This window comes from Variovorax guangxiensis (assembly GCF_003952165.1).
GTDB classification, from domain to species: domain Bacteria; phylum Pseudomonadota; class Gammaproteobacteria; order Burkholderiales; family Burkholderiaceae_C; genus Variovorax; species Variovorax guangxiensis.
The window spans coordinates 226,924-246,609 of the sequence record NZ_RXFT01000010.1 but is presented as its reverse complement, the minus strand read 5'-3'; the positions used below and the strand labels follow the sequence as shown (position 1 = coordinate 246,609).

Sequence of the window (19,686 nt, the reverse complement as noted above, 5' to 3'; positions counted from 1 at the left end):
ATAATACGGGGATGCCCGCCATTCAACTTACCCCTGCCGAGCGCAAGGTGCATCGCGCCGAAGCTCACCACCTGGATCCGATCGTCATGGTCGGTGGAGACGGGCTCACCCCTGCCGTGAAGAAGGAAGCCGACGCGGCGCTCAAGGCCCACGGCCTGATCAAGATCCGAGTCTTCTCTGACGACCGCCTGGCCCGCGATGCCATGCTGCGCGAACTGGCCGAAGAACTCGACGCTGCCCCCATCCAGCACATCGGCAAGCTGCTCGTGCTGTGGCGCCCCAAGGCCGAGAAGGAGCGCGTGGTCGACGAAGACCGCATGCCCGGCCCACGCGACGTGAAGATCGTCAAGTACAGCAAGCGCGGCGGCCAGCGCCCTGAAATCAAGACCCTGCGCGTGCTCGGCAACCAGCGCCTCACCCCTGGCGGCACCATCAAGCGCGCCAAGGCGAAACGGCCCCTGTCGGTCAAGAAACGCAACCAGGCGGATTGAACTTGGCGCCAGCGCAAGGCGCCCAGCGCCATATCCTCTGCATGAAGTGGGGCACGAAGTACGGCCCCGAATACGTCAACCGGCTCTACGCGATGGTCCGCCGCAACCTCGGCGGCGACTTCAAGTTCGTCTGCCTGACCGACGACGGCAACGGTGTTCGCCCCGAGGTGACCTGCCTGCCGATCCCCCCGCTCAACCTGCACCTGGCTCCGGGCCAGCGCGATGGCGCCTGGAAGAAGCTCACCACCTTCGAGCAAGATCTTCACGGCCTGCGCGGCCCCGCCCTCTTCCTCGACCTCGACGTGGTGGTCGTCGGCAGCCTGGACGCGTTTTTCGAGCAGCCGGGCGAGTTCCTGATCATTCACGACTACGACCGTCCCTGGCGACGCGGGCGCATCACAGGCAACTCGTCGGTCTACCGCTTCGAGCTCGGCGCCCATGCCGACGTGCTGGCCTATTTCCGCGCCAACATGGACAAGGTCCAGGCCGAGTACCGCAACGAGCAGACCTACCTGTCGGACGTGCTCCACAAGCAGGGCAAGCTGTCCTACTGGCCCGACGGCTGGTGCCCCAGCTTCAAGTACCACGGCATCCCGACCTGGCCGACCAACTACTGGGAAGAGCCCTTCGTGCCCGAAGGCGCGCGGATCATGGTGTTCCACGGCGAATGCAACCCGCCCGACGCGCTGGCTGGCCGCCGCAACCGCGCCTTCCGGTTCATCAAGCCGGCGCGCTGGGTCGCGGAATACTGGAAAGAGTAGGAAGCGACAGGCAAAAAGCAAAGGGCGGCCCGGGCCGCCTTTTTTCTTGCTCCGACATCGCTTCAGCCTGCCGTGCGGCCCCCGATGCGCCACAGCACCACGCCGGCGCACAGCCACTGCACGAAGTACATCCCGGTGCCCATGGCGTGCCACAGCTTGAGGTTCTCGCGGGCCACGATGCGCGGCGCCACCGCGTACTGCTGCAACAGCGCCAGCAACAGCGCACCCAGGATGAAGAAGATGGTCGTCATCGCCGGCCCGCTCACGCGCTCGTCGGCCTTGGAGCGGAAATGGATCAGCAGGATCACGCCGCAGGCGATGGCGATCCAGCTCTGCGCCTCGAACAGCTGCGCCGCGAAATTGCCCGCCACCGCCGGGTTGCCCAGCTTCGCGAACAGCATCGGCACGACGAGAAAGCCGATCGTCGTCAGGCTGCCCCACCAGAAGGCAGCCAGCATCAGCGCAATACGGTCTTTCAGGTCCTTCATGCGCGCGGCGATCAGAGGTAGCTGACCGCCACGATCTCGTAGCGCTTCAGGCCGCCGGGCGTCTGCACCTCGGCGGTGTCGCCCTCTTCCTTGCCGATGAGCGCGCGGGCGATCGGGCTGGACACGTTGATCAGGCCCTGCTTCAGGTCGGCCTCGTCCTCGCCCACGATCTGGTACTTGACGGCGTCGCCGCTGTCTTCTTCCTCGAGTTCGACGGTGGAGCCGAACACCACCTTGCCGCCGGCATCGAGTTCGCTGGGGTCGATCACCTGCGAAGCGGAGAGCTTGCCCTCGATCTCCAGGATGCGGCCTTCGATGAAGCCCTGGCGGTCCTTGGCGGATTCGTACTCGGCGTTTTCGCTGATGTCACCCTGCGCGCGCGCTTCGGCGATCGCATTGATGACGGCGGGGCGGTCCACCGACTTGAGCCGGCGCAGTTCTTCGCGCAGCTTCTCCGCGCCGCGCTTGGTGATGGGGATGGTCGCCATATCTAGTTCTCCATAAAGCGAAACCGCCGAACGCTGCCGTTCGGCGGTCGATGGGGGACTGCGCTCAGACGAGCGTCCGTCCTGTCAGCCGGCTCAGGATGGCGAGCGGGCTCGAAGCGGGATTGTATTGCTTGGAAGCGTCCAGGTGGAGGGTCTGCTCGAGCATGTACTGGCCCGCCATCACGGCGTGCGAAGTCTGGTCGGAGAAGCAGACCCACACCGAACCCGGCGGGAACTTCGCGGTTTCCTGCGGCGAGTTCTCCTGATAGGCCATGTCCGACTTCATGCCGTCGTGCAACTGCAGCATGAGGTGGTCGTACTCGCTGCGGAACGACTTGGTCACATGCAGCGCCTGCAGCAGCTTGGCCTGCCAGCGCGAGTAAGGCTTGGCGCGCGGCAGGAAGCGCTTCGCGATGTCCTCGAAGGGTTCGCCCACGCGCCACACGCGCGGCGCGCCGTCGGGATTCACGTTGGTGAAGACGCGCAGGATGCGCTCGCCGTAGTTCGGCCGCGACGGGAATGCATCGACATGCAGGCGCCGGTCGTCGGCGCGCCACGACTGCACCCGCGTCTCGACCTGCGCAGGACGGTAGCTGGTCGGCGCCAGCCGCAGCGCCGGCGCGTAGTGCGGCAGCAACCCGTGGATGAGCTGCGTGGCCTGCGCCCTGAAGCGCCCCACCATCGCGGCAGCCGTCCGCTGTACCGTCTCGTCGCCCACGGCGCCCTTGAGCTTGCCGTTGGCGTCGAGGCTGATGTTGCGCACATCGGGCGACAGCAGGCTGGGCGTGAGCAGGCTGCGCTCTTCGGGCAGCAGCTCGAAACCCAGGCGCGGAAAGTACAGCACCTTGCCCGCCTCCAGCTCCGCGATCCACGCCTCGTTGGGCGTGGCCGCGTTCCAGTCGGTCAGGCCGAGTTCGACGAGCTGCGTTTCCATGATCGCGATGACGCTCAGGCCGCGGCCAGTTGCGCGTGCATTTCCTGCACCGAGATCACGCCGAGCTCGTCCATGAAGCCCATGCCCTCGACCGCGGCTTCGGCGCCGAAGATCGTGGTGAAGGTCGTCACGCGCGCCTGCAGCGCCGAGGTGCGGATCTGGCGCGAGTCGGTGATCGCGTTGCGGCGCTCTTCGACCGTGTTGATGACCAGGGCGATCTCGTTGTTCTTGATCATGTCCACGATGTGCGGGCGGCCTTCCGTCACCTTGTTCACCGTCGCGCACTCGACGCCGGCGGCATTGATGGCGGCGGCCGTGCCCTTGGTCGCGATCAGCTCGAAGCCCAGCTTGGCCAGGCCGCGGGCCACTTCGACCGCGCGCGTCTTGTCGTTGTTCTTCACCGAGATGAAGACCTTGCCCGACTTCGGCAGGTGCGTGCCCGCGCCAAGCTGCGACTTGACGAAGGCTTCGCCGAAGGTCTTGCCCACGCCCATGACTTCGCCGGTCGACTTCATCTCGGGGCCGAGGATGGTGTCCACGCCCGGGAACTTGACGAACGGGAACACGGCTTCCTTCACGCTGAAGTACGGCGGCGTCACTTCCTTCTCGATGCCTTGCGACTTCAGCGACTGGCCGGCCATGCAGCGGGCCGCCACCTTGGCGAGCTGGATGCCGGTGGCCTTGCTCACGTAAGGCACGGTGCGCGAGGCGCGCGGGTTCACTTCGAGCACGTAGATGACGTCCTTGCCGTCCTTCTGCTGGATGGCGAACTGCACGTTCATCAGGCCGACCACATTCAGCGCGGCCGCCATGGCGGCGCTCTGGCGCTTGAGTTCGGCCACCGTTTCGGCGCCCAGGCTGTAGGGCGGCAGCGAGCAGGCGGAGTCACCCGAGTGCACGCCGGCCTGTTCGATGTGTTCCATCACGCCGCCGATGAGAGTCTGGCCCTCGGCGTCGCGCAGGCAGTCGACGTCGCACTCGACGGCGTCGTTCAGGAAGCGGTCGAGCAGCACCGGCGAATCGTTGCTGACCTTGACGGCTTCGCGCATGTAGCGCTCGAGGTCACGCTGCTCGTGCACGATTTCCATCGCGCGGCCGCCCAGCACATAGCTCGGGCGCACCACCAGCGGGTAGCCCAGCTCGGAGGCCTTCTCGAGCGCCTCGGCTTCGGTGCGCGCGGTGGCGTTCGGCGGCTGCAGCAGCTTGAGCTCGTGCAGCAGCTTCTGGAAGCGCTCGCGGTCTTCGGCCGCGTCGATCATGTCGGGCGAGGTGCCGATGATCGGCACGCCGTTGGCCTCCAGGTCGAGCGCGAGCTTCAGCGGCGTCTGGCCGCCGTACTGCACGATCACGCCCAGCGGCTTTTCCTTGTCGACGATCTCGAGCACGTCTTCCAGCGTCAGCGGCTCGAAGTACAGGCGGTCCGAGGTGTCGTAGTCGGTCGACACGGTCTCGGGGTTGCAGTTGACCATGATGGTCTCGTAGCCGTCCTCGCGCATGGCGAGCGCGGCGTGCACGCAGCAGTAGTCGAACTCGATGCCCTGGCCGATGCGGTTGGGACCGCCGCCGAGCACCATGATCTTCTTCTTGTCGCTCGGGTCGGCTTCGCACTCGTCTTCATAGGTCGAGTACATGTAGGCCGTGTTGGTGGCGAACTCGGCCGCGCAGGTGTCCACGCGCTTGTAGACCGGGCGCACGCCCAGGGCGCGACGCTTCTCGCGGATGGCGGTGTCGGTGGTGCGCAGTTGCTTGGCCAGGCGGCGGTCGGAGAAGCCCTTCTGCTTCAGCAGGCGCAGCGTGGCGGCGTCGATGTCATCGAGCGACTTGGTCTCCAGCTCGAGTTCGATCTTCACGATCTCCTCGATCTGCACCAGGAACCACGGGTCGATCTTCGTGAGCGCGAACACTTCATCGACGCTCATGCCCTGGGCGAAGGCATCGCCCACGTACCAGATGCGCTCGGGGCCGGGCTCGCCCAGTTCCTTCTCGAGCACTTCGCGGTCCTGCGTCTTCTCGTTCATGCCGTCGACGCCGACTTCGAGGCCGCGCAGCGCCTTCTGGAACGATTCCTGGAAAGTGCGGCCCATGGCCATCACCTCGCCCACCGACTTCATCTGCGTCGTCAGGCGCGAATCTGCCTGCGGGAACTTCTCGAACGCGAAGCGCGGAATCTTGGTGACCACGTAGTCGATCGAGGGCTCGAACGAGGCCGGCGTGGCACCGCCGGTGATCTCGTTGCGCAGCTCGTCGAGCGTGTAGCCGACGGCCAGCTTGGCCGCGACCTTGGCGATCGGGAAGCCCGTGGCCTTGGAGGCCAGCGCCGACGAACGAGACACGCGCGGGTTCATCTCGATGACGACCATGCGGCCGTCCTTCGGGTTGATGGAGAACTGCACGTTCGAGCCGCCGGTGTCCACGCCGATCTCGCGCAGCACCGCCAGCGAGGCGTTGCGCAGGATCTGGTATTCCTTGTCGCTCAGCGTCTGCGCGGGCGCCACGGTGATCGAGTCGCCGGTGTGCACGCCCATCGGGTCGAGGTTCTCGATGGAGCAGACGATGATGCAGTTGTCGGCCTTGTCGCGCACGACTTCCATCTCGTACTCCTTCCAGCCGAGCAGCGATTCTTCGATCAGCAGCTCGTTGGTCGGCGAGGCTTCGATGCCGCGCTTGCAGATGGTCTCGAACTCTTCCGGGTTGTAGGCGATGCCACCGCCGGTACCGCCGAGCGTGAAGCTGGGGCGGATCACGGTCGGGAAGCCGACGTGCTTCTGCACCGCCCAGGCCTCTTCCATCGAGTGCGCGATGCCGGAACGGGCCGAGCCCAGTCCGATCTTGGTCATCGCGTCCTTGAACTTCAGGCGGTCTTCGGCCTTGTCGATGGCCTCGGGCGTGGCGCCGATCAGCTCGACGGGCCTGTTGGTGGCAGCGCCCGTGTACTTGTCGAGCACGCCGTTGCGCCACAGGTCGAGCGCGCAGTTCAGCGCGGTCTGGCCGCCCATGGTCGGCAGGATCGCGTCGGGGCGCTCCTTGGCGATGATCTTCTCGACCGTCTGCCAGGTGATGGGCTCGATGTAGGTGACGTCGGCCGTGGCCGGGTCGGTCATGATCGTCGCGGGGTTGCTGTTGATCAGGATGACCTTGTAGCCCTCTTCGCGCAGCGCCTTGCAGGCCTGCACGCCGGAGTAGTCGAACTCGCAGGCCTGGCCGATGATGATCGGGCCGGCGCCGATGATGAGGATCGATTTGAGGTCTGTACGCTTGGGCATTTTTAGTTGTCCTTGGTGAATCCGATGCCGCGGCCGCTATAGGCGCCGGGTTTCGGCTCATCCATCAGTTGATGGATCGCGGTGAATACATCGCGAAAGTTCTGGTCGTATTTCTGTTCGAGCGCGTTCAGCCTGCGCTTGAGGTCCGCGTGCTCCGACGCCATGTTTCGCAGCTTCACGAAGGTGCGCATGATTTCGATATTGACTGCCACGGCCCGCGCGCTGCGCAGCACGCTCGACAACATTGCCACGCCCTGTTCAGTGAAGGCCATGGTTGCGTAGCGCGCGCCGCCGTGCCCTTTGCCTTGCTCATTTGAGATCACGATTTGTGATCTCAAGTTTGCAACATCCTGATTTGAAAGGGAAAAGGCAAAGTCGCCCGGGAACCGGTCGGGGTTGCGGCGCACGGCCTGCATCAGCACGCGGGTTTCGACACCGTACAAGGCAGCAAGATCCTGCGCCAGCATGACTTTCAAGCCACGCAATACGTAGATCTTCTCCTCGGCATCGCGCAAAGCGGCGATGACCGAGGCGTCGAGCGCCGCGGCCGCATCAGCCACGCGTCGTCTCCATCAGCGCGATGAAGCGATCGAACAGGTAGCCGATGTCGTGCGGGCCAGGCGAGGCTTCGGGGTGGCCCTGGAAGCAGAACGCGGGCTTGTCGGTGCGAGCCAGGCCCTGCAGCGTGTTGTCGAACAGGCTGATGTGGGTGGGACGCAGGTTGGCCGGCAGCGACTTCTCGTCGACCGCGAAGCCGTGGTTCTGGCTGGTGATGCTCACGCGGCCGTTGTCGAGGTCCTTCACAGGATGGTTCGCGCCGTGGTGGCCGAACTTCATCTTGAAGGTCTTGGCGCCGGAGGCCAGCGCCATGATCTGGTGGCCCAGGCAGATGCCGAAGGTGGGAATGCCGGTCTCGATCAGCTCCTTGACGGCGCTGATGGCGTAGTCGCAGGGCTCCGGGTCGCCAGGGCCGTTGGCCAGGAAGATGCCGTCCGGCTTCAACTTGAGCACGTCGGCCGCGGGCGTCTGCGCCGGCACCACGGTAATGCGCGCACCGCGCTGGGCGATCATGCGCAGGATGTTCTTCTTGACGCCGTAGTCGAAGGCCACGACGTGGAACTTCGGCGTGATCTGCACGCCGTAGCCCGAGCCCAGCTTCCACTCGGTCTCGGTCCACTCGTAGGTCTGCTTGACCGACACGACCTTGGCGAGGTCGAGGCCCGACATGCTCGGCGCGGCCTTGGCGGAGGCGATGGCCTTGTCGATCAGCGCCTGCGTCACGGTCTCGCCCGCGGCCAGGCCCAGGATGCAGCCGTTCTGGGCGCCGTTGGTGCGCAGGTGGCGGGTGAGCTTGCGGGTGTCGATGTTCGCGATGGCCACGGTGTTGCCCGACACGAGGTACTCGGTCAGCGTGGCGGTCTTGCGGAAGTTGGAGGCGACGAGAGGCAGGTCCTTGATGATCAGGCCCGCGGCATGGATCTTGTCGGCTTCGATGTCCTCGCCGTTGACGCCGTAGTTGCCGATGTGCGGATACGTGAGCGTCACGATCTGCTGGCAGTAGCTCGGGTCGGTGAGGATTTCCTGGTAACCGGTCATGGCGGTGTTGAACACCACTTCACCGGTCGTGGAGCCGGTGGCTCCGATCGAGTTGCCGAGAAAGACCGTGCCGTCTGCGAGCGCCAGGATGGCGGGCGGGAAACTTCCCTTGAGAGACAAAAGCACTGGGTTCTCCGGATGGTTACGGTCGCCCGGAGCCTCAGGCGTATAGCCTGGGGACTGCTGCTTAAGGGGAAGATGGCGTTGTAGGCGGCCGGGCGACGCTGATTTGCGAGTAAGCCCCCGATTGTAGCCCGGACTGGGTGTGTTATTCGGCCAGCAGGGCTGCTCCGCTCGCATGCAGGCAGATCGCGGCGGCCGCGGCCACGTTCAGCGACTCCTCTCCACCCGGCTGCGCGATGCGGATATGGTGCGAGGCCCGGGCTTCCAGCGCCGCCGAAACGCCCTGCCCCTCGTGCCCCATAAGCCAGGCGCAGGGATGCGGCAGATCGGCCTTGTGCAGCCAGTCGCCGCGGTGCGAGCTGGTCGCCACCAGGGGCACTCTCAGGCTGTCGAGCACATCTGGGTCCACACCTTCGATCAGCCGCAGGCCGAAATGCGCCCCCATGCCGGCGCGCAGCACCTTGGGCGCCCACAGCGCGGCCGTGCCCTTGAGCGCGATCACCTGCGCGAAGCCGAATGCGGCGGCGCTGCGCAGGATGGAGCCGGCATTGCCGGCGTCCTGCAGACGGTCGAGCACGACGCTCGGGGCATCGGGCAGCAATTCGGGGCGGGCCGGTACGTCGAGCACGAAGCCCATCGGCGCTGGCGACTCGAGGCCGCTGACGTCGCGCAGCAGGCTGTCCGCGACAACTACGGTTTTGATAGCACCCATCGACCACTCCGCCGGCGCTTTCGGCCAGAACGACTCCGAGAACACGGCAATGGCGGGCTTCACGCTCCGCGCCAGCGCCGCCCGGCACAGATGGTCGCCCTCGAGCCAGATGCGGCCCAGCTTGCGATAGGCGCCCGGATCCTGGGCAAGCTTGCGCAAGTCCTTGAGCAGGGGGTTGTCGCGCGAGCTGATGTGGCTGGCGCCGGTATCGGAAGTCATCGGGCCGGGTTCAGGGAGCAGCGCGAAGCTCGGACCGCGCGACCTCGATGGCACCGATGCCCATCGCCGGCTGCCCATCGGATTCAGCCGGCAGCATCATGTTCAGGACGCCGCCGGTGCGGAGGAGCGCCGCCGCCACCGGGCTGAAGGACTTCCGGTGATGCACGCAGGCACCATGGCGCTGCAGCGCCTCCAGATGCTCCGGCGTGCCGTAGCCCTTGTGGCCCGCAAAGCCGTAGTGCGGGAATTCGACGTGCAGTTGCTCGCACAGCCGGTCGCGGTGCACCTTCGCCAGGATCGACGCGGCGGAAATCGCCTTGACCCGGGCGTCGCCCTTCACGATGGCCTCGGCCAGCACGTCGAGCGTGGGCAGACGGTTGCCGTCGACCAGCACCTTCACCGGCTTGAGCCGCAGCCCCTCGACGGCCCGGCGCATCGCCAGCATGGTCGCCTGCAGGATGTTGTGGGTGTCGATTTCCTCGACGGTAGCCTGCGCGATGGAGCAGCACAGCGCCTTGGCGAGGATCTGGTCGTGCAGGCGTTCGCGCTGCAGCGCGGTCAGCGTCTTGGAGTCCGCGAGACCGCGGATGGGCCGCATGTCGTCGAGGATCACGGCTGCAGCCACCACGGGCCCGGCCAGGGGCCCGCGGCCCGCCTCGTCGACGCCCGCGATCAGGCCGGGTGCGTCCCACACCAGCGGGGCCTGCTCAGCCTTCAAGAACTTTCTGGATCGCATCGGCGCAGAGTGTGGGCGTATCGCGCTGCAATTGCACATGCAGCTCTGAAAATCTTTGTTGCAGCGCCCGGGTCTTTTCAGGCGCGTCCAGCCAGTCGAGCGTGGCCCGGGCCAGCGCCTCGGGGGTGGCGGCCTCCTGCAGCAGCTCGGGCACCACGAAATCGCGGCACAGGATGTTGGGCAATCCCACCCAGGGCTGCAGCTGCTTGCGCCGCATGAGGCGCCACGAAAGCGCGTTCATGTTGTAGGCGATGACCATCGGCCGCTTGAACAGGGCCGCCTCGAGCGTGGCGGTGCCGCTGGCGATCAGCGTGGCGTCGCAGGCGGCCAGCACCGCATGCGACTGGCCGTCGAGCAGCCTGACGCGCCCGGCCATGCCGCTGGCCTGCAGCAAGGCTTCGACTTCGGCGCGAAGGCCCGGAATGATGGGCGCCACGAACTGCAGTTCCGGCCGCGCCTTGTGCATCAGCGCCGCGGCGGCGAAGAAACGGGCGGCCAGGTAGCGGATCTCGGAACGGCGGCTGCCCGGCAGCAGCGCGACGACCGGCGCATCGGGCGCCAGGCCCAGCGCGGCGCGCGCACCAGCCTGGTCGGGCACCATCGGGATCACGTTCGCGACGGGATGGCCCACATAGCTCGCGGCCACGCCCTTCTCCGCCAGCAAGGCGGGTTCGAACGGGAAGATGCACAGCACGTGGTCCGCCGCTGCCCGGATCTTCTCGATGCGCTCCGGCCGCCAGGCCCAGATCGACGGGCAGACGAAGTGCACCGTCTTCATGCCCTGGCTGCGCAGGCCGGCTTCGAGGTCGAGGTTGAAATCGGGTGCGTCGACGCCGATGAAGAGCTGGGGCCGCTCCTGCAGCAGCCGCGCCTTGAGCTGGCGGCGGATGCCGGCAATTTCGGCGTAGTGCCGCAGCACCTCGATGTAGCCACGCACCGCGAGCTTTTCCTGCGGCCACCAGCTCTGGAAGCCGTGGGCCAGCATGCGGGGCCCGCCGATGCCGACGGTCTGGAGGTCGGGCCAGCGCGCCAGCAGCCCGTCGAGCAGCAGGCCGGCGAGCAGGTCGCCGGACGCTTCGCCCGCGACCAGCGCGAAGCGTCGCTGTCCGTCGTTCTGCATGGCCGTCACTTCAGCGCGCGATGCCGCGCGTCGAATTGGCGAGGAAGGATTCCATCAGCGCGACGTCGCCGGCCGCTTCGGGCATTTCGGTCGCCAACGCGGCGATGCCTGCGCGCGCCTCGTCGAGCGTCTTGCCCTGGCGGTACAGCAGGCGATGCATCTGCTTCACCGCGGCGAGCCGCTGCGCGGAGAAATCGCGCCGGCGCAGGCCGACGATGTTGAAGCCGCGCACCGCCAGCGGATTGCCGTCGACCAGCATGAAAGGCGGCACGTCCTGCGTGACCGCGCTCGCGAAGCCGAGCATGGCGTGGGCTCCGATGGAGACGAACTGGTGGATGCCCGTGAGACCGCCGACCGTCACCCAGTCGGCCAGGTGCACATGCCCGGCCAGCGTGGTGTTGTTGGCGAGCGTCGTGTGGTCGTCGACGCGGCAGTCGTGGGCGATGTGCGTGTACGCCATGATCCAGTTGTCGTTGCCGACACGCGTGACGCCCCCCGCCCCCGGCACGCCGAGGTTGAAGGTGCAGAACTCGCGGATCACGTTGCGGTCGCCGATGACGAGCTCGGTAGGCTCGCCGGCGTATTTCTTGTCCTGCGGAATGGCGCCGAGGGACGAAAACTGGAAGATCCTGTTGTCGCGCCCGATGGTGGTGCGGCCCTCGATCACGCAGTGCGCGCCGATGGTGGTGCCCGCGCCTATGCGCACATGCGGGCCGATCACGGTATAGGGCCCGACCGACACCGAGGCGTCGAGCTGTGCCTGGGGGTCGACGACGGCCGTCGAATGAACCTGGGTCATGCCTTGTGAAGAAGCAACTGGCTGCGGCCGGCCATCAGTTGATCTGGCGCATGGCGCACATCAGCGACGCCTCGCAGGCGAGCTCGGTGCCCACCAGGGCCCGGCCCTTGAACTTGGAGATGCCCGCCTTCATGCGCTCGATCTCGACTTCGAGGGTGAGTTGGTCGCCCGGCTCCACCGGACGCTTGAAGCGGGCGCCGTCGATGGCAGCGAAGTAGTAGACGGTGTTGTCGTCCGGCACGATGTCCAGCGAATGGAAGGACAGCAGCGCCGCCGCCTGGGCCATCGCTTCGAGCATCAGCACGCCCGGCATCACAGGGCGGTGCGGGAAGTGGCCGTTGAAGAACGGCTCGTTCATCGTCACGTTCTTCAGCGCCGTGATGCGCTTGCCCTTTTCCATGTCCAGCACGCGGTCCACCAGCAGGAACGGGTAGCGGTGAGGCAGCAGCTTGAGGATTTGATGGATATCGAGCGTCGTCATGATTTTCTGTTCCTGCATCGTCGTCATTTTTTCGAGGGAGCCTTCTCCAGCGCCTTCAGTCGTTCGCGCAGGCTGTGCAACTGCTTGAGCGTTGCCGCATTCTTTTCCCAGTTCGCATTGTCATCGATGGGAAACATGCCGGTGTATTGGCCGGCCTTGTGGATGGACCGGGTGACCACGGTCGCGGCCGACACATGCACGCCGTCGGCGACCGTCAGGTGCCCCAGCACGATGGCGCCGCCACCGAAGGTGCAGCCGGCCCCGATGATGGCGCTCCCGGCCACGCCGACGCAGCCCGCCATGGCCGTGTTCTTGCCGACCCGGACGTTGTGGCCGATCTGGATCAGGTTGTCGAGCTTCACGCCGTCTTCGATGACGGTGTCGTCCAGAGCGCCGCGGTCGATGCAGGTGTTGGCACCGATCTCGACGTCGTTGCCGATGCGCACGGCTCCGAGCTGCTCGATCTTGATCCAGCGCCCCTCGTGTGGAGCGAGCCCGAAGCCGTCGGCGCCGATCACCACGCCGGGATGCAGCAGGCAGCGCTCGCCGATGACGCAGTCCTCGCTGACCGTCACGCGTGACTTCAGCACGGTGCCCGCGCCGATGCGGGCGCCCCGCTCCACCACGCACAGCGCGCCGATGCGCGCCGTGGCGTCGACCAGCGCTTCAGGATGGATCACCGCGCTGGGATGGACGCGGTCGGCCTCCGGGCGCGCATGGTGCGCCTTCCACAGCTGCGTGAGACGGGCGAAGTAGAGGTACGGATCGGGCGTAACGATGTAGGCGCCACGCGCAGCTGCCGCCTCGCGCATGGCGGGCGACACGATCACGCAGGCGGCCTTCGAAGCCGCCAGCTCCTGCTGGTATTTGGGATGGCTCAGGAAGCTGAGCGCATCGGGCTGTGCATTCTGGAGAGGCGCGAGCCGCTCGATGGACAGCGCCGCATCGCCATGAAGCTCGCCCCCGAGGGCGTCAACAATGGCTCCGAGCTGCAGTGACACGCCGGTTCGCGGCGTTACTTGCCGGCCGCGGGCGCAGGAGAAGCGACGGACGCGTTCAGCGCCTTGATCACCTTGTCGGTGATGTCGTGCTTCGGATTGATGTAGATCGCTTCCTGCAGGATGGCGTCGTACTTCTCGGCCTCGGCCACCTGCTTCACCACGCGGTTGGCACGCTCGTAGACCTGCTGGAGCTCTTCGTTCTTGCGCGCGTTCAGGTCTTCCTGGAACTCGCGGCGCTTGCGCTGGAAGTCGCGGTCCTGATCGACCAGGGCGCGCTGGCGGGCAACGCGCTGGGTTTCAGAGAGGGTGGGTGCCTCGCGCTCGAACTTCTCGGAAGCAGCCTTCAGGGCATCGCCCTGCGCGGTCAGGTCTTTCTCGCGCTTCAGGAACTCCGCCTCGAGCTTTGCCTGGGCAGTCTTGGCGGGCTGCGCTTCACGCAGCACGCGGTCCGGATTCACAAAGCCGATGCGAAAAGTTTCCTGCGCCTGTGCCTGGGCAGGTGCCGTGGCAAGTGCGAAAGCGGGAATCAACAACGCGCCGGCCGCGGCGCGGATCAAATGCTTCATTTAGAAAGACGTTCCGATCTGGAATTGGAGGCGCTGAATTCTATCCTTCGGGATATAGCCTGCCGTGAACGGTTGCCCCACTTCCTTCTGGGACTTGATCGGGAAGGCGTAGGCAAGGCGCAGCGGGCCCAGCGGCGAGATCCAGCTGACGCCAAGGCCGACCGAGGCGCGCAGCTTCTTCTCGGCCTTCCATTGCTCGTCGGTCACGCCGGCGGCACGGGTGCCGAAGACGTTGCCGACGTCGAAGAAGCCGTACAGACGCAGGGTGCGGTCGTTGCCGGCGCCGGGGAACGGCGTGCTCAGCTCCGCATTGAAGATCGCCTTCTTCGTACCCCCGATGGCCGCGCCTTCGCTCTGCAGGAACAGCGGCGCATCACGCGGACCCAGCGAGTTCTGCTCGAAGCCGCGCACCGAACCCAGGCCACCCGCGTAGAAGTTCTTGAAGATCGGATAGACCTTGTTGCCGAAGGCTTTGGCGTAGCCGACCTCGCCGTTGATCGAGAAGGTGTACTGCTTGTTGATTGCGAAGAACTGCTGGTACTGGTAGTTCGTCTTGACGTACTTCATGTCGCCGGCGGCACCCACCTCGAGGTTGGCGCGTTGCAGGCGGCCGGTGGTCGGGATCAGCGCGCTGTCGCGGCTGTCGCGGCCCCAGCCGACGCTCAGCGGAATGCCCCAGACGCTCTTCTGGTCGCAGCCGGTCACCAGCAGGCCCGTCGGGTCCTTCTTGCACTGGAAGTAGTTGAGGTACGACGGCGGCGTGTACAGGCCGGAGAAGGCGGTCGAGCTGTTGGGATCGAACGCATAACGCTCGATGCCGACGCCGAAGAAGACGGTGTCGACCTCGCTGAACGGCACACCGAAGCGCACGGATGCGCCCTGGTTCACCAGCTTGTAGTCGCCGTCGGTCGAGGTCTGGTACGGACGCGTCGTGGTGTGGTAGATGCTGAAAGTGCGCGAGATGCCGTCGGCCGTGAAGTACGGGTCGGTAGCCGTCAGCGACAGCGTGCGGTTGTACTTGCTGGTGTTGACCTGCACGCCCAGGAAGTTGCCCGAGCCGAACACGTTCTCCTGCGAGATGCCGAAGGTCAGCGCGACCTTTTCCGCGCTGGAGTAGCCGGCGCCGAGCTGCAGGCTGCCAGTGGGCTTCTCAACCACGCTGACGGTCAGGTCCACCTGGTCCGGCGAGCCGGGCACTTCCTGCGTATCGACGTTCACTTCGGTGAAGAAGCCCAGGCGGTCCACGCGGTCGCGCGAGAGCTTGATCTTGTCGCCGTCGTACCAGGAGGCCTCGTACTGGCGGAACTCGCGACGGATCACCTCGTCGCGGGTCTTGTTGTTGCCGCCGACCGAAACGCGGCGCACGTACACGCGGCGCGAGGGCTCGGCCTGCAGCGTGAGGGCCACGCGGTTGTTGACGCGGTCGATCTCGGGGCGCGCCTGCACGCGCGCAAAGGCGTAGCCGAAGGTGCCGAAGTAGTCGTTGAACGCCTTGGTGGTCTCCGTGACCTGCTCGCCGTTGTAGGGCTCGCCCGGCTTGATGGTGATGAGCGACTTGAACTCGTCGTCGCGGCCGAGGTAGTTGCCATCGAGCTTGACGCTCGACACCACGAACTTCTCGCCTTCGGTGATGTTCACCGTCACCGTCAGGTCCTTGCGGTCCGGGGAGATGGCGACCTGCGTCGAGTCGATGCGGAACTCGAGATAGCCGCGCGTGATGTAGTACGAGCGCAGGGTTTCGAGGTCGGCGTTGAGCTTGGCGCGCGAATACTGGTTCGACTTCGTGTACCAGCTCATGAAGCCGCCGCTGTCCTGGTCGAACAGGCTCAGCAGCGTCGATTCGCTGAAGGCCTTGTTGCCCACCACGCGCACTTCGCGGATGCGGGCCGACTCGCCTTCGGTCACGGTGAAGGTCAGGTTGACGCGGTTGCGCTCGATGGGCGTGACGGTGGTCACGACCTGCGCGTTGTAGAGGCTGCGGCTCACGTACTGGCGCTTGAGCTCCTGCTCCGCACGGTCGGCCAGCGCCTTGTCGTAGGGGCGGCCATCGGCCAGGCCCACTTCGCGCAGCGCCTTCTGCAGCGCGGCCTTGTCGAATTCCTTGGTGCCGACGAAGTCGACATCGGCGATGGTCGGACGCTCTTCCACGATGACCACCAGCACGTTGCCGTTCACGTCGATGCGCACGTCCTTGAACAACCCCAGATCGAACAGCGCGCGAATCGCGGCGGAGCCGCGCTCATCGCTGTAGGTATCGCCCACGCGAAGCGGCAGCGACGCAAAGACCGTACCGGCCTCGACGCGTTGCAGGCCTTCGACGCGGATGTCGCGCACCGTGAAAGGTTCGACTGCCCAGGCGGCCGAAGCCGCAAGCGCACTGGCAACCACCGCGACAACGCTACGCAGGCGAAAGCGACTGAAGTTTTTGTTCATCTGTGAATTGAGCCGGCACGGAAAGGGCCGGCAGAAAGTTAACCAAAGAGCCGCGTGACGTCGTTGAAGAGTGCGACCGACATCATGACCAGCAGCAGGGCCACACCCCCGCGCTGAAGCCGTTCCATCCAGGCGTCAGAGACGCTCTTGCCGGTCAGGCCCTCCCAAAGATAATACATCAGGTGTCCTCCATCGAGGACCGGCAGCGGCATGAGATTGAGCACCCCGAGGCTCACGCTGATGAGCGCCAGGAAGACCAGGTACTGGGTGAAACCGAGGCTTGCGGACTTGCCCGCGTAGTCCGCGATGGTGAGCGGACCACTGAGATTCTTGACCGACGCCTCGCCGATGACCATCTTGCCCATCATGCGCACGGTCAGCGCCGAAACCTCCCAGGTACGCACCACGCCGCGCCAGATGCCGTCGACCACGCCCTGGCGCACGGTCACCATTTCGGGCGGCGCGCCAACATAGGCGCCCACGCGCCCCACCTTGGCGCCGCCCTCTTCCCGCACTTCGGGCTTCACGTCGATGGCGAGCGCCCGGCCGCCGCGCTCGATCTGCCATGCCTGCGTGCGCGGCTGGCCACCGTCGACCGACGCCCGGATCGCCTCGCGCAGCTGCTGCCCGTCGATGATCGGCGTGCCGCCGATGGCGCGCACCACGTCGCCGTTGAGCAGGCCCGCCGCTTCGGCCGCGCTGCCCTTCATGACTTCGCCGATCTCGGGGCGCGTCAGGGGCGCCAGCACGCCGATCTTTCGGAACATCTGCGGATCGGCGTCCTTGGTCTCCATGCGGCTGAGCGGGAGCACCAGCTCGCGCGCGGGCCGACCACCCTCGCCCGCGACCTCGAGCTTCAGGTCGCGACCATCGAGCGCTCCGCGCGTCATGCGCCAGCGCAGGTCCTCGAAGGACTGGACCGGCGTCAGCTCGCCGTCGAACCCAGCCCGGGAGATGTGCTCGCCGCCCTTCAGGCCCGCCAACTCGGCAAGGGAGCCTGCCACCGGCCGCGCCAACGTGGCGACCGGCTCCTGCACGCCGATCCAGTTGACTGCCGTGTAGAGCGCCACCGCCAGCAGCAGATTGGCGATCGGCCCCGCGGCCACGATGGCCGCGCGCGAACGCAGCGGCTGCGTGTTGAAGGCGCGGTGGCGTTCCTCGGGTGCCACGGGGCCTTCACGCTCGTCGAGCATCTTGACGTAGCCGCCGAAGGGAAATGCGCCGATGACGAACTCGGTCTGCTGGCCCGGATGCTGGCGCCTGGGCTGCCAACGGAAAAGCGCCTTGCCGAAGCCGACGGAGAAGCGCTCCACCTTGACGCCGTAGGCCACCGCCACGCGATAGTGGCCGTATTCGTGCACCGCGATCAGGACACCGAGCGCAACCACAAAGGCTATGACAGTAAGCAGCATCGGAGTCCTTGCTTTACGAGGGAGGCGTCAGGCAGCGAATCGCAGCGCCGCGGCATTGGCTGCCGCCCGGGCGCTGGCGTCGATCGCCAGCAGGTCAGCCAGCGATGCCGGCTTGGAGGGGGCGACTCTTTCCAAAGTTTCCATGTTGACCGCATGTATGCAATCGAAACGCAGGCGGCGGTTGAGGAATGCTTCAACTGCGACCTCGTTGGCGGCATTGAGCACAGCCGTCGTGCCGGGCGCGGCGCGCAGCGCGTGCCATGCAAGGCCCAGCCCCGGGAAAAGCGCCGCATCGGGCGATTCGAAGGTCAGCGAGCCCATCTGCCGGAAGTCGAGCCGCGCGGCGCCGCTTTCGATGCGCTCGGGCCAGGCCAGGCCCACCGCGATCGGCACCCGCATGTCGGGCGTGCCGAGCTGGGCGATGACCGACGCATCGGTGAACTGCACCATCGAGTGCACCACGCTCTGCGGATGGATGACCACCTCGATCTGCTCGGGCGAGACGCCGAACAGATGGCGCGCCTCGATCACCTCGAGCGCCTTGTTCATCATCGTGGCCGAATCGACCGAAATCTTGCGGCCCATGACCCAGTTCGGATGGGCGCAGGCCTGCTCGGGCGTCACCGCGCCCAGGGTTTCCGGCGCACGGGTGCGGAACGGGCCTCCCGAGGCGGTCAGGATGATCTTGTCGATGCGCCGCGCCCAGGTGGACGGGTCCTCGGGCAGCGACTGGAAGATGGCGGAATGCTCGCTGTCGATGGGCAGCAGCGTCGCCCCACCCTCGCGCACGGTGCACATGAAGAGTTCGCCGCCGACGACCAGCGCTTCCTTGTTGGCCAGCAGGAGCCGCTTGCCGGCGCGCGCGGCCGCCAAGCATGGCCCCAGGCCAGCGGCACCGACGATGGCAGCCATCACGGAATCGACCTCGTCGTGCGACGCTATCGTTTCGAGAGCATCGCCCCCTATCAGTACGACCGTCTTCAGGCCATTCTGCTTGAGCTTCTCGGCCAGCAGCGCGGCGTGCGGCGCGCTGGCCATCACGGCGAACCTGGGCGTGAACTGGGCGCACTGCGCCAGCATCTCGTCGACCTTGGTGGCCGCGGAAAGCGCGAAAACCTCGAAGCGCTCGGGGTGGCGCGAAATGACGTCGAGCGTGCTCACGCCGACCGAACCGGTCGAGCCGAGCACCGTGACGCGTTGTCTTCTGGGTGAATTCACAGGAAAGCCAGCATCATGGCAATGGGAAGGGCCGGCAAGAGGGCATCCACGCGGTCGAGGACGCCGCCGTGGCCGGGCAGCAGCCTGCTGCTGTCCTTGGCGCCGGCGCTGCGCTTGATGAGAGATTCGACGAGGTCGCCCACGACGCTCATGGCCGCGAGGAACAACGCAGCCAGCAGCAGCAGCCACCAGCCACGCTCGGCGAGACGGGTATACAGGCTGGCCACCGTGGCGCCCGCGGCCTTGTCGGCCCAGACCCAGGCGAAAGCCAGCACCACCACACCGACCATGCCGCCCCACACGCCTTCCCAGCTCTTGCCGGGACTGATCGCCGGAGCGAGCTTGTTGCGGGTGAACTTGAGGCCGAAGGCCCGGCCGGCGAAATAGGCGAATACGTCGGCCACCCACACCAGCACGAGGATCGACAGCAGGAAGTTGATGCCGATCATGCGCGCCTGCACCGCAGCCAGCCACGCTACCCACAGCGCCAGCAGGCCACCGACCAGCCGCAGCCCGCGCGGAATGCGGGGCCAGCCCGGCACTGCCACGCGCAGCAAAGCCGCGCCGCCCAGCACCCAGGCAGCGCTCGCCAGGGTCCACATCACGACCAGGGGCTGCTCCAGCAGCCCGAGCCACCAGGAGAGCCCGCAGAGCACCACCGTCTCGGCACCGAGGAACAGCGACACCCCCTGCCCATAGCCGTTCAGACGCCCCCACTCCCAGGCGGCGGCGCCGATCAGCACCAGCATGACGCAGCCGAAGGGGATATAGCTTGGGTAGAACAGCGCCGGCAGCAGGATCGCGAGGAGCACGATCGCCGTGATGATGCGTTGCTTGAGCATGCG

Annotated in this window: 19 protein-coding genes; 2 read left to right on the top strand and 17 right to left on the bottom strand. The window is 66.4% G+C overall.

Annotated features, from left to right (window positions below):
- Window positions 1-11 precede the first annotated feature (11 nt).
- Together EJP67_RS23030 and EJP67_RS23025 are read left to right on the top strand one after the other, a co-directional pair.
- A complete protein-coding gene (locus EJP67_RS23030; protein ID WP_093202307.1) occupies window positions 12-491 on the top strand; it encodes a YhbY family RNA-binding protein in 480 nt (159 codons plus the stop codon).
- 41 nt (window positions 492-532) lie between these two features.
- Entirely contained in the window at window positions 533-1,252 is a 720-nt protein-coding gene (locus tag EJP67_RS23025; protein WP_165909677.1) for a glycosyltransferase, read from the top strand.
- A gap of 62 nt (window positions 1,253-1,314) precedes the next feature.
- On the opposite strand, the gene EJP67_RS23020 is transcribed toward EJP67_RS23025, so the two are convergent.
- The 17 genes from EJP67_RS23020 to EJP67_RS22940 all read right to left on the bottom strand — a co-directional run bounded on the left by EJP67_RS23020 (window position 1,315) and on the right by EJP67_RS22940 (window position 19,683).
- Entirely contained in the window at window positions 1,315-1,740 is a 426-nt protein-coding gene (locus EJP67_RS23020) for a DUF4149 domain-containing protein (RefSeq protein WP_165909676.1), read from the bottom strand.
- Window positions 1,741-1,751: 11 nt separating this feature from the next.
- A complete protein-coding gene (gene greA, locus EJP67_RS23015) occupies window positions 1,752-2,228 on the bottom strand; it encodes a transcription elongation factor GreA (RefSeq protein ID WP_126024038.1) in 477 nt (158 codons plus the stop codon).
- 64 nt (window positions 2,229-2,292) lie between these two features.
- Window positions 2,293-3,162: a Kdo hydroxylase KdoO gene (locus tag EJP67_RS23010; RefSeq protein ID WP_126024037.1), complete on the bottom strand. Its 870-nt coding sequence runs from the start codon at window positions 3,160-3,162 to the stop codon at window positions 2,293-2,295.
- 14 nt (window positions 3,163-3,176) lie between these two features.
- On the bottom strand, window positions 3,177-6,425 hold the full coding sequence (gene carB / locus EJP67_RS23005; RefSeq protein WP_126024036.1) for a carbamoyl-phosphate synthase large subunit: 3,249 nt from the start codon (window positions 6,423-6,425) through the stop codon (window positions 3,177-3,179).
- Window positions 6,426-6,427: 2 nt separating this feature from the next.
- Entirely contained in the window at window positions 6,428-6,985 is a 558-nt protein-coding gene (locus EJP67_RS23000) for an ORF6N domain-containing protein (RefSeq protein ID WP_126024035.1), read from the bottom strand.
- Window positions 6,978-8,147, bottom strand: coding sequence for a glutamine-hydrolyzing carbamoyl-phosphate synthase small subunit (gene carA, locus EJP67_RS22995; RefSeq protein ID WP_126024034.1), 1,170 nt, complete (start codon window positions 8,145-8,147; stop codon window positions 6,978-6,980). The genes EJP67_RS23000 and carA overlap by 8 nt, the downstream gene beginning before the upstream one ends.
- Window positions 8,148-8,289: 142 nt before the next feature.
- The gene (locus tag EJP67_RS22990; protein WP_126024033.1) at window positions 8,290-9,075 is read right to left on the bottom strand and encodes a TrmH family RNA methyltransferase; all 786 of its coding nucleotides are present in this window, start codon (window positions 9,073-9,075) and stop codon (window positions 8,290-8,292) included.
- Window positions 9,076-9,085: 10 nt separating this feature from the next.
- Entirely contained in the window at window positions 9,086-9,811 is a 726-nt protein-coding gene (rnhB, locus tag EJP67_RS22985) for a ribonuclease HII (RefSeq protein ID WP_240650749.1), read from the bottom strand.
- Complete coding sequence (gene lpxB, locus EJP67_RS22980) at window positions 9,783-10,931, bottom strand: lipid-A-disaccharide synthase (RefSeq protein WP_126024032.1); 1,149 nt, start codon at window positions 10,929-10,931, stop codon at window positions 9,783-9,785. The genes rnhB and lpxB overlap by 29 nt, the downstream gene beginning before the upstream one ends.
- A 10-nt stretch (window positions 10,932-10,941) precedes the next feature.
- Window positions 10,942-11,730 (bottom strand): acyl-ACP--UDP-N-acetylglucosamine O-acyltransferase, encoded by a 789-nt coding sequence (gene lpxA / locus EJP67_RS22975; RefSeq protein WP_126024031.1) that lies wholly within the window; start codon window positions 11,728-11,730, stop codon window positions 10,942-10,944.
- Window positions 11,731-11,764: 34 nt separating this feature from the next.
- Window positions 11,765-12,238, bottom strand: coding sequence for a 3-hydroxyacyl-ACP dehydratase FabZ (fabZ, locus tag EJP67_RS22970; RefSeq protein WP_184637576.1), 474 nt, complete (start codon window positions 12,236-12,238; stop codon window positions 11,765-11,767).
- On the bottom strand, window positions 12,235-13,212 hold the full coding sequence (lpxD, locus tag EJP67_RS22965; protein WP_126024028.1) for a UDP-3-O-(3-hydroxymyristoyl)glucosamine N-acyltransferase: 978 nt from the start codon (window positions 13,210-13,212) through the stop codon (window positions 12,235-12,237). The genes fabZ and lpxD overlap by 4 nt, the downstream gene beginning before the upstream one ends.
- Window positions 13,213-13,226: 14 nt before the next feature.
- Window positions 13,227-13,778 carry an OmpH/Skp family outer membrane protein gene (locus tag EJP67_RS22960; protein WP_126024027.1) on the bottom strand — a complete coding sequence of 184 codons (552 nt, stop codon included), beginning with the start codon at window positions 13,776-13,778 and terminating at the stop codon, window positions 13,227-13,229.
- Complete coding sequence (bamA, locus tag EJP67_RS22955; protein WP_126024025.1) at window positions 13,779-16,211, bottom strand: outer membrane protein assembly factor BamA; 2,433 nt, start codon at window positions 16,209-16,211, stop codon at window positions 13,779-13,781.
- Between the two features lie 38 nt (window positions 16,212-16,249).
- Window positions 16,250-17,623: an RIP metalloprotease RseP gene (gene rseP / locus EJP67_RS22950; RefSeq protein WP_126024023.1), complete on the bottom strand. Its 1,374-nt coding sequence runs from the start codon at window positions 17,621-17,623 to the stop codon at window positions 16,250-16,252.
- A 27-nt stretch (window positions 17,624-17,650) separates the two neighbouring features.
- Window positions 17,651-18,841, bottom strand: a complete 1,191-nt coding sequence (gene ispC, locus EJP67_RS22945) for a 1-deoxy-D-xylulose-5-phosphate reductoisomerase (RefSeq protein WP_126024022.1) — start codon at window positions 18,839-18,841, stop codon at window positions 17,651-17,653.
- Complete coding sequence (locus EJP67_RS22940) at window positions 18,838-19,683, bottom strand: phosphatidate cytidylyltransferase (protein WP_126024020.1); 846 nt, start codon at window positions 19,681-19,683, stop codon at window positions 18,838-18,840. The genes ispC and EJP67_RS22940 overlap by 4 nt, the downstream gene beginning before the upstream one ends.
- Window positions 19,684-19,686 lie beyond the last annotated feature (3 nt).

What these genes read in the sequence shown, in the direction of transcription:
- bamA (WP_126024025.1), bottom strand. Translation starts at nt 16,211, where the DNA reads ATGAACAAAAACTTCAGTCGCTTTCGCCTGCGTAGCGTTGTCGCGGTG.
- EJP67_RS23025 (WP_165909677.1), top strand. Translation starts at nt 533, where the DNA reads ATGAAGTGGGGCACGAAGTACGGCCCCGAATACGTCAACCGGCTCTAC.
- EJP67_RS22940 (WP_126024020.1), bottom strand. Translation starts at nt 19,683, where the DNA reads ATGCTCAAGCAACGCATCATCACGGCGATCGTGCTCCTCGCGATCCTG.
- EJP67_RS22960 (WP_126024027.1), bottom strand. Translation starts at nt 13,778, where the DNA reads ATGAAGCATTTGATCCGCGCCGCGGCCGGCGCGTTGTTGATTCCCGCT.
- EJP67_RS23030 (WP_093202307.1), top strand. Translation starts at nt 12, where the DNA reads ATGCCCGCCATTCAACTTACCCCTGCCGAGCGCAAGGTGCATCGCGCC.
- carB (WP_126024036.1), bottom strand. Translation starts at nt 6,425, where the DNA reads ATGCCCAAGCGTACAGACCTCAAATCGATCCTCATCATCGGCGCCGGC.
- EJP67_RS23010 (WP_126024037.1), bottom strand. Translation starts at nt 3,162, where the DNA reads ATGGAAACGCAGCTCGTCGAACTCGGCCTGACCGACTGGAACGCGGCC.
- rseP (WP_126024023.1), bottom strand. Translation starts at nt 17,623, where the DNA reads ATGCTGCTTACTGTCATAGCCTTTGTGGTTGCGCTCGGTGTCCTGATC.
- rnhB (WP_240650749.1), bottom strand. Translation starts at nt 9,811, where the DNA reads ATGCGATCCAGAAAGTTCTTGAAGGCTGAGCAGGCCCCGCTGGTGTGG.
- EJP67_RS23020 (WP_165909676.1), bottom strand. Translation starts at nt 1,740, where the DNA reads ATGAAGGACCTGAAAGACCGTATTGCGCTGATGCTGGCTGCCTTCTGG.
- lpxA (WP_126024031.1), bottom strand. Translation starts at nt 11,730, where the DNA reads ATGACCCAGGTTCATTCGACGGCCGTCGTCGACCCCCAGGCACAGCTC.
- EJP67_RS22990 (WP_126024033.1), bottom strand. Translation starts at nt 9,075, where the DNA reads ATGACTTCCGATACCGGCGCCAGCCACATCAGCTCGCGCGACAACCCC.
- lpxB (WP_126024032.1), bottom strand. Translation starts at nt 10,931, where the DNA reads ATGCAGAACGACGGACAGCGACGCTTCGCGCTGGTCGCGGGCGAAGCG.
- fabZ (WP_184637576.1), bottom strand. Translation starts at nt 12,238, where the DNA reads ATGACGACGATGCAGGAACAGAAAATCATGACGACGCTCGATATCCAT.
- greA (WP_126024038.1), bottom strand. Translation starts at nt 2,228, where the DNA reads ATGGCGACCATCCCCATCACCAAGCGCGGCGCGGAGAAGCTGCGCGAA.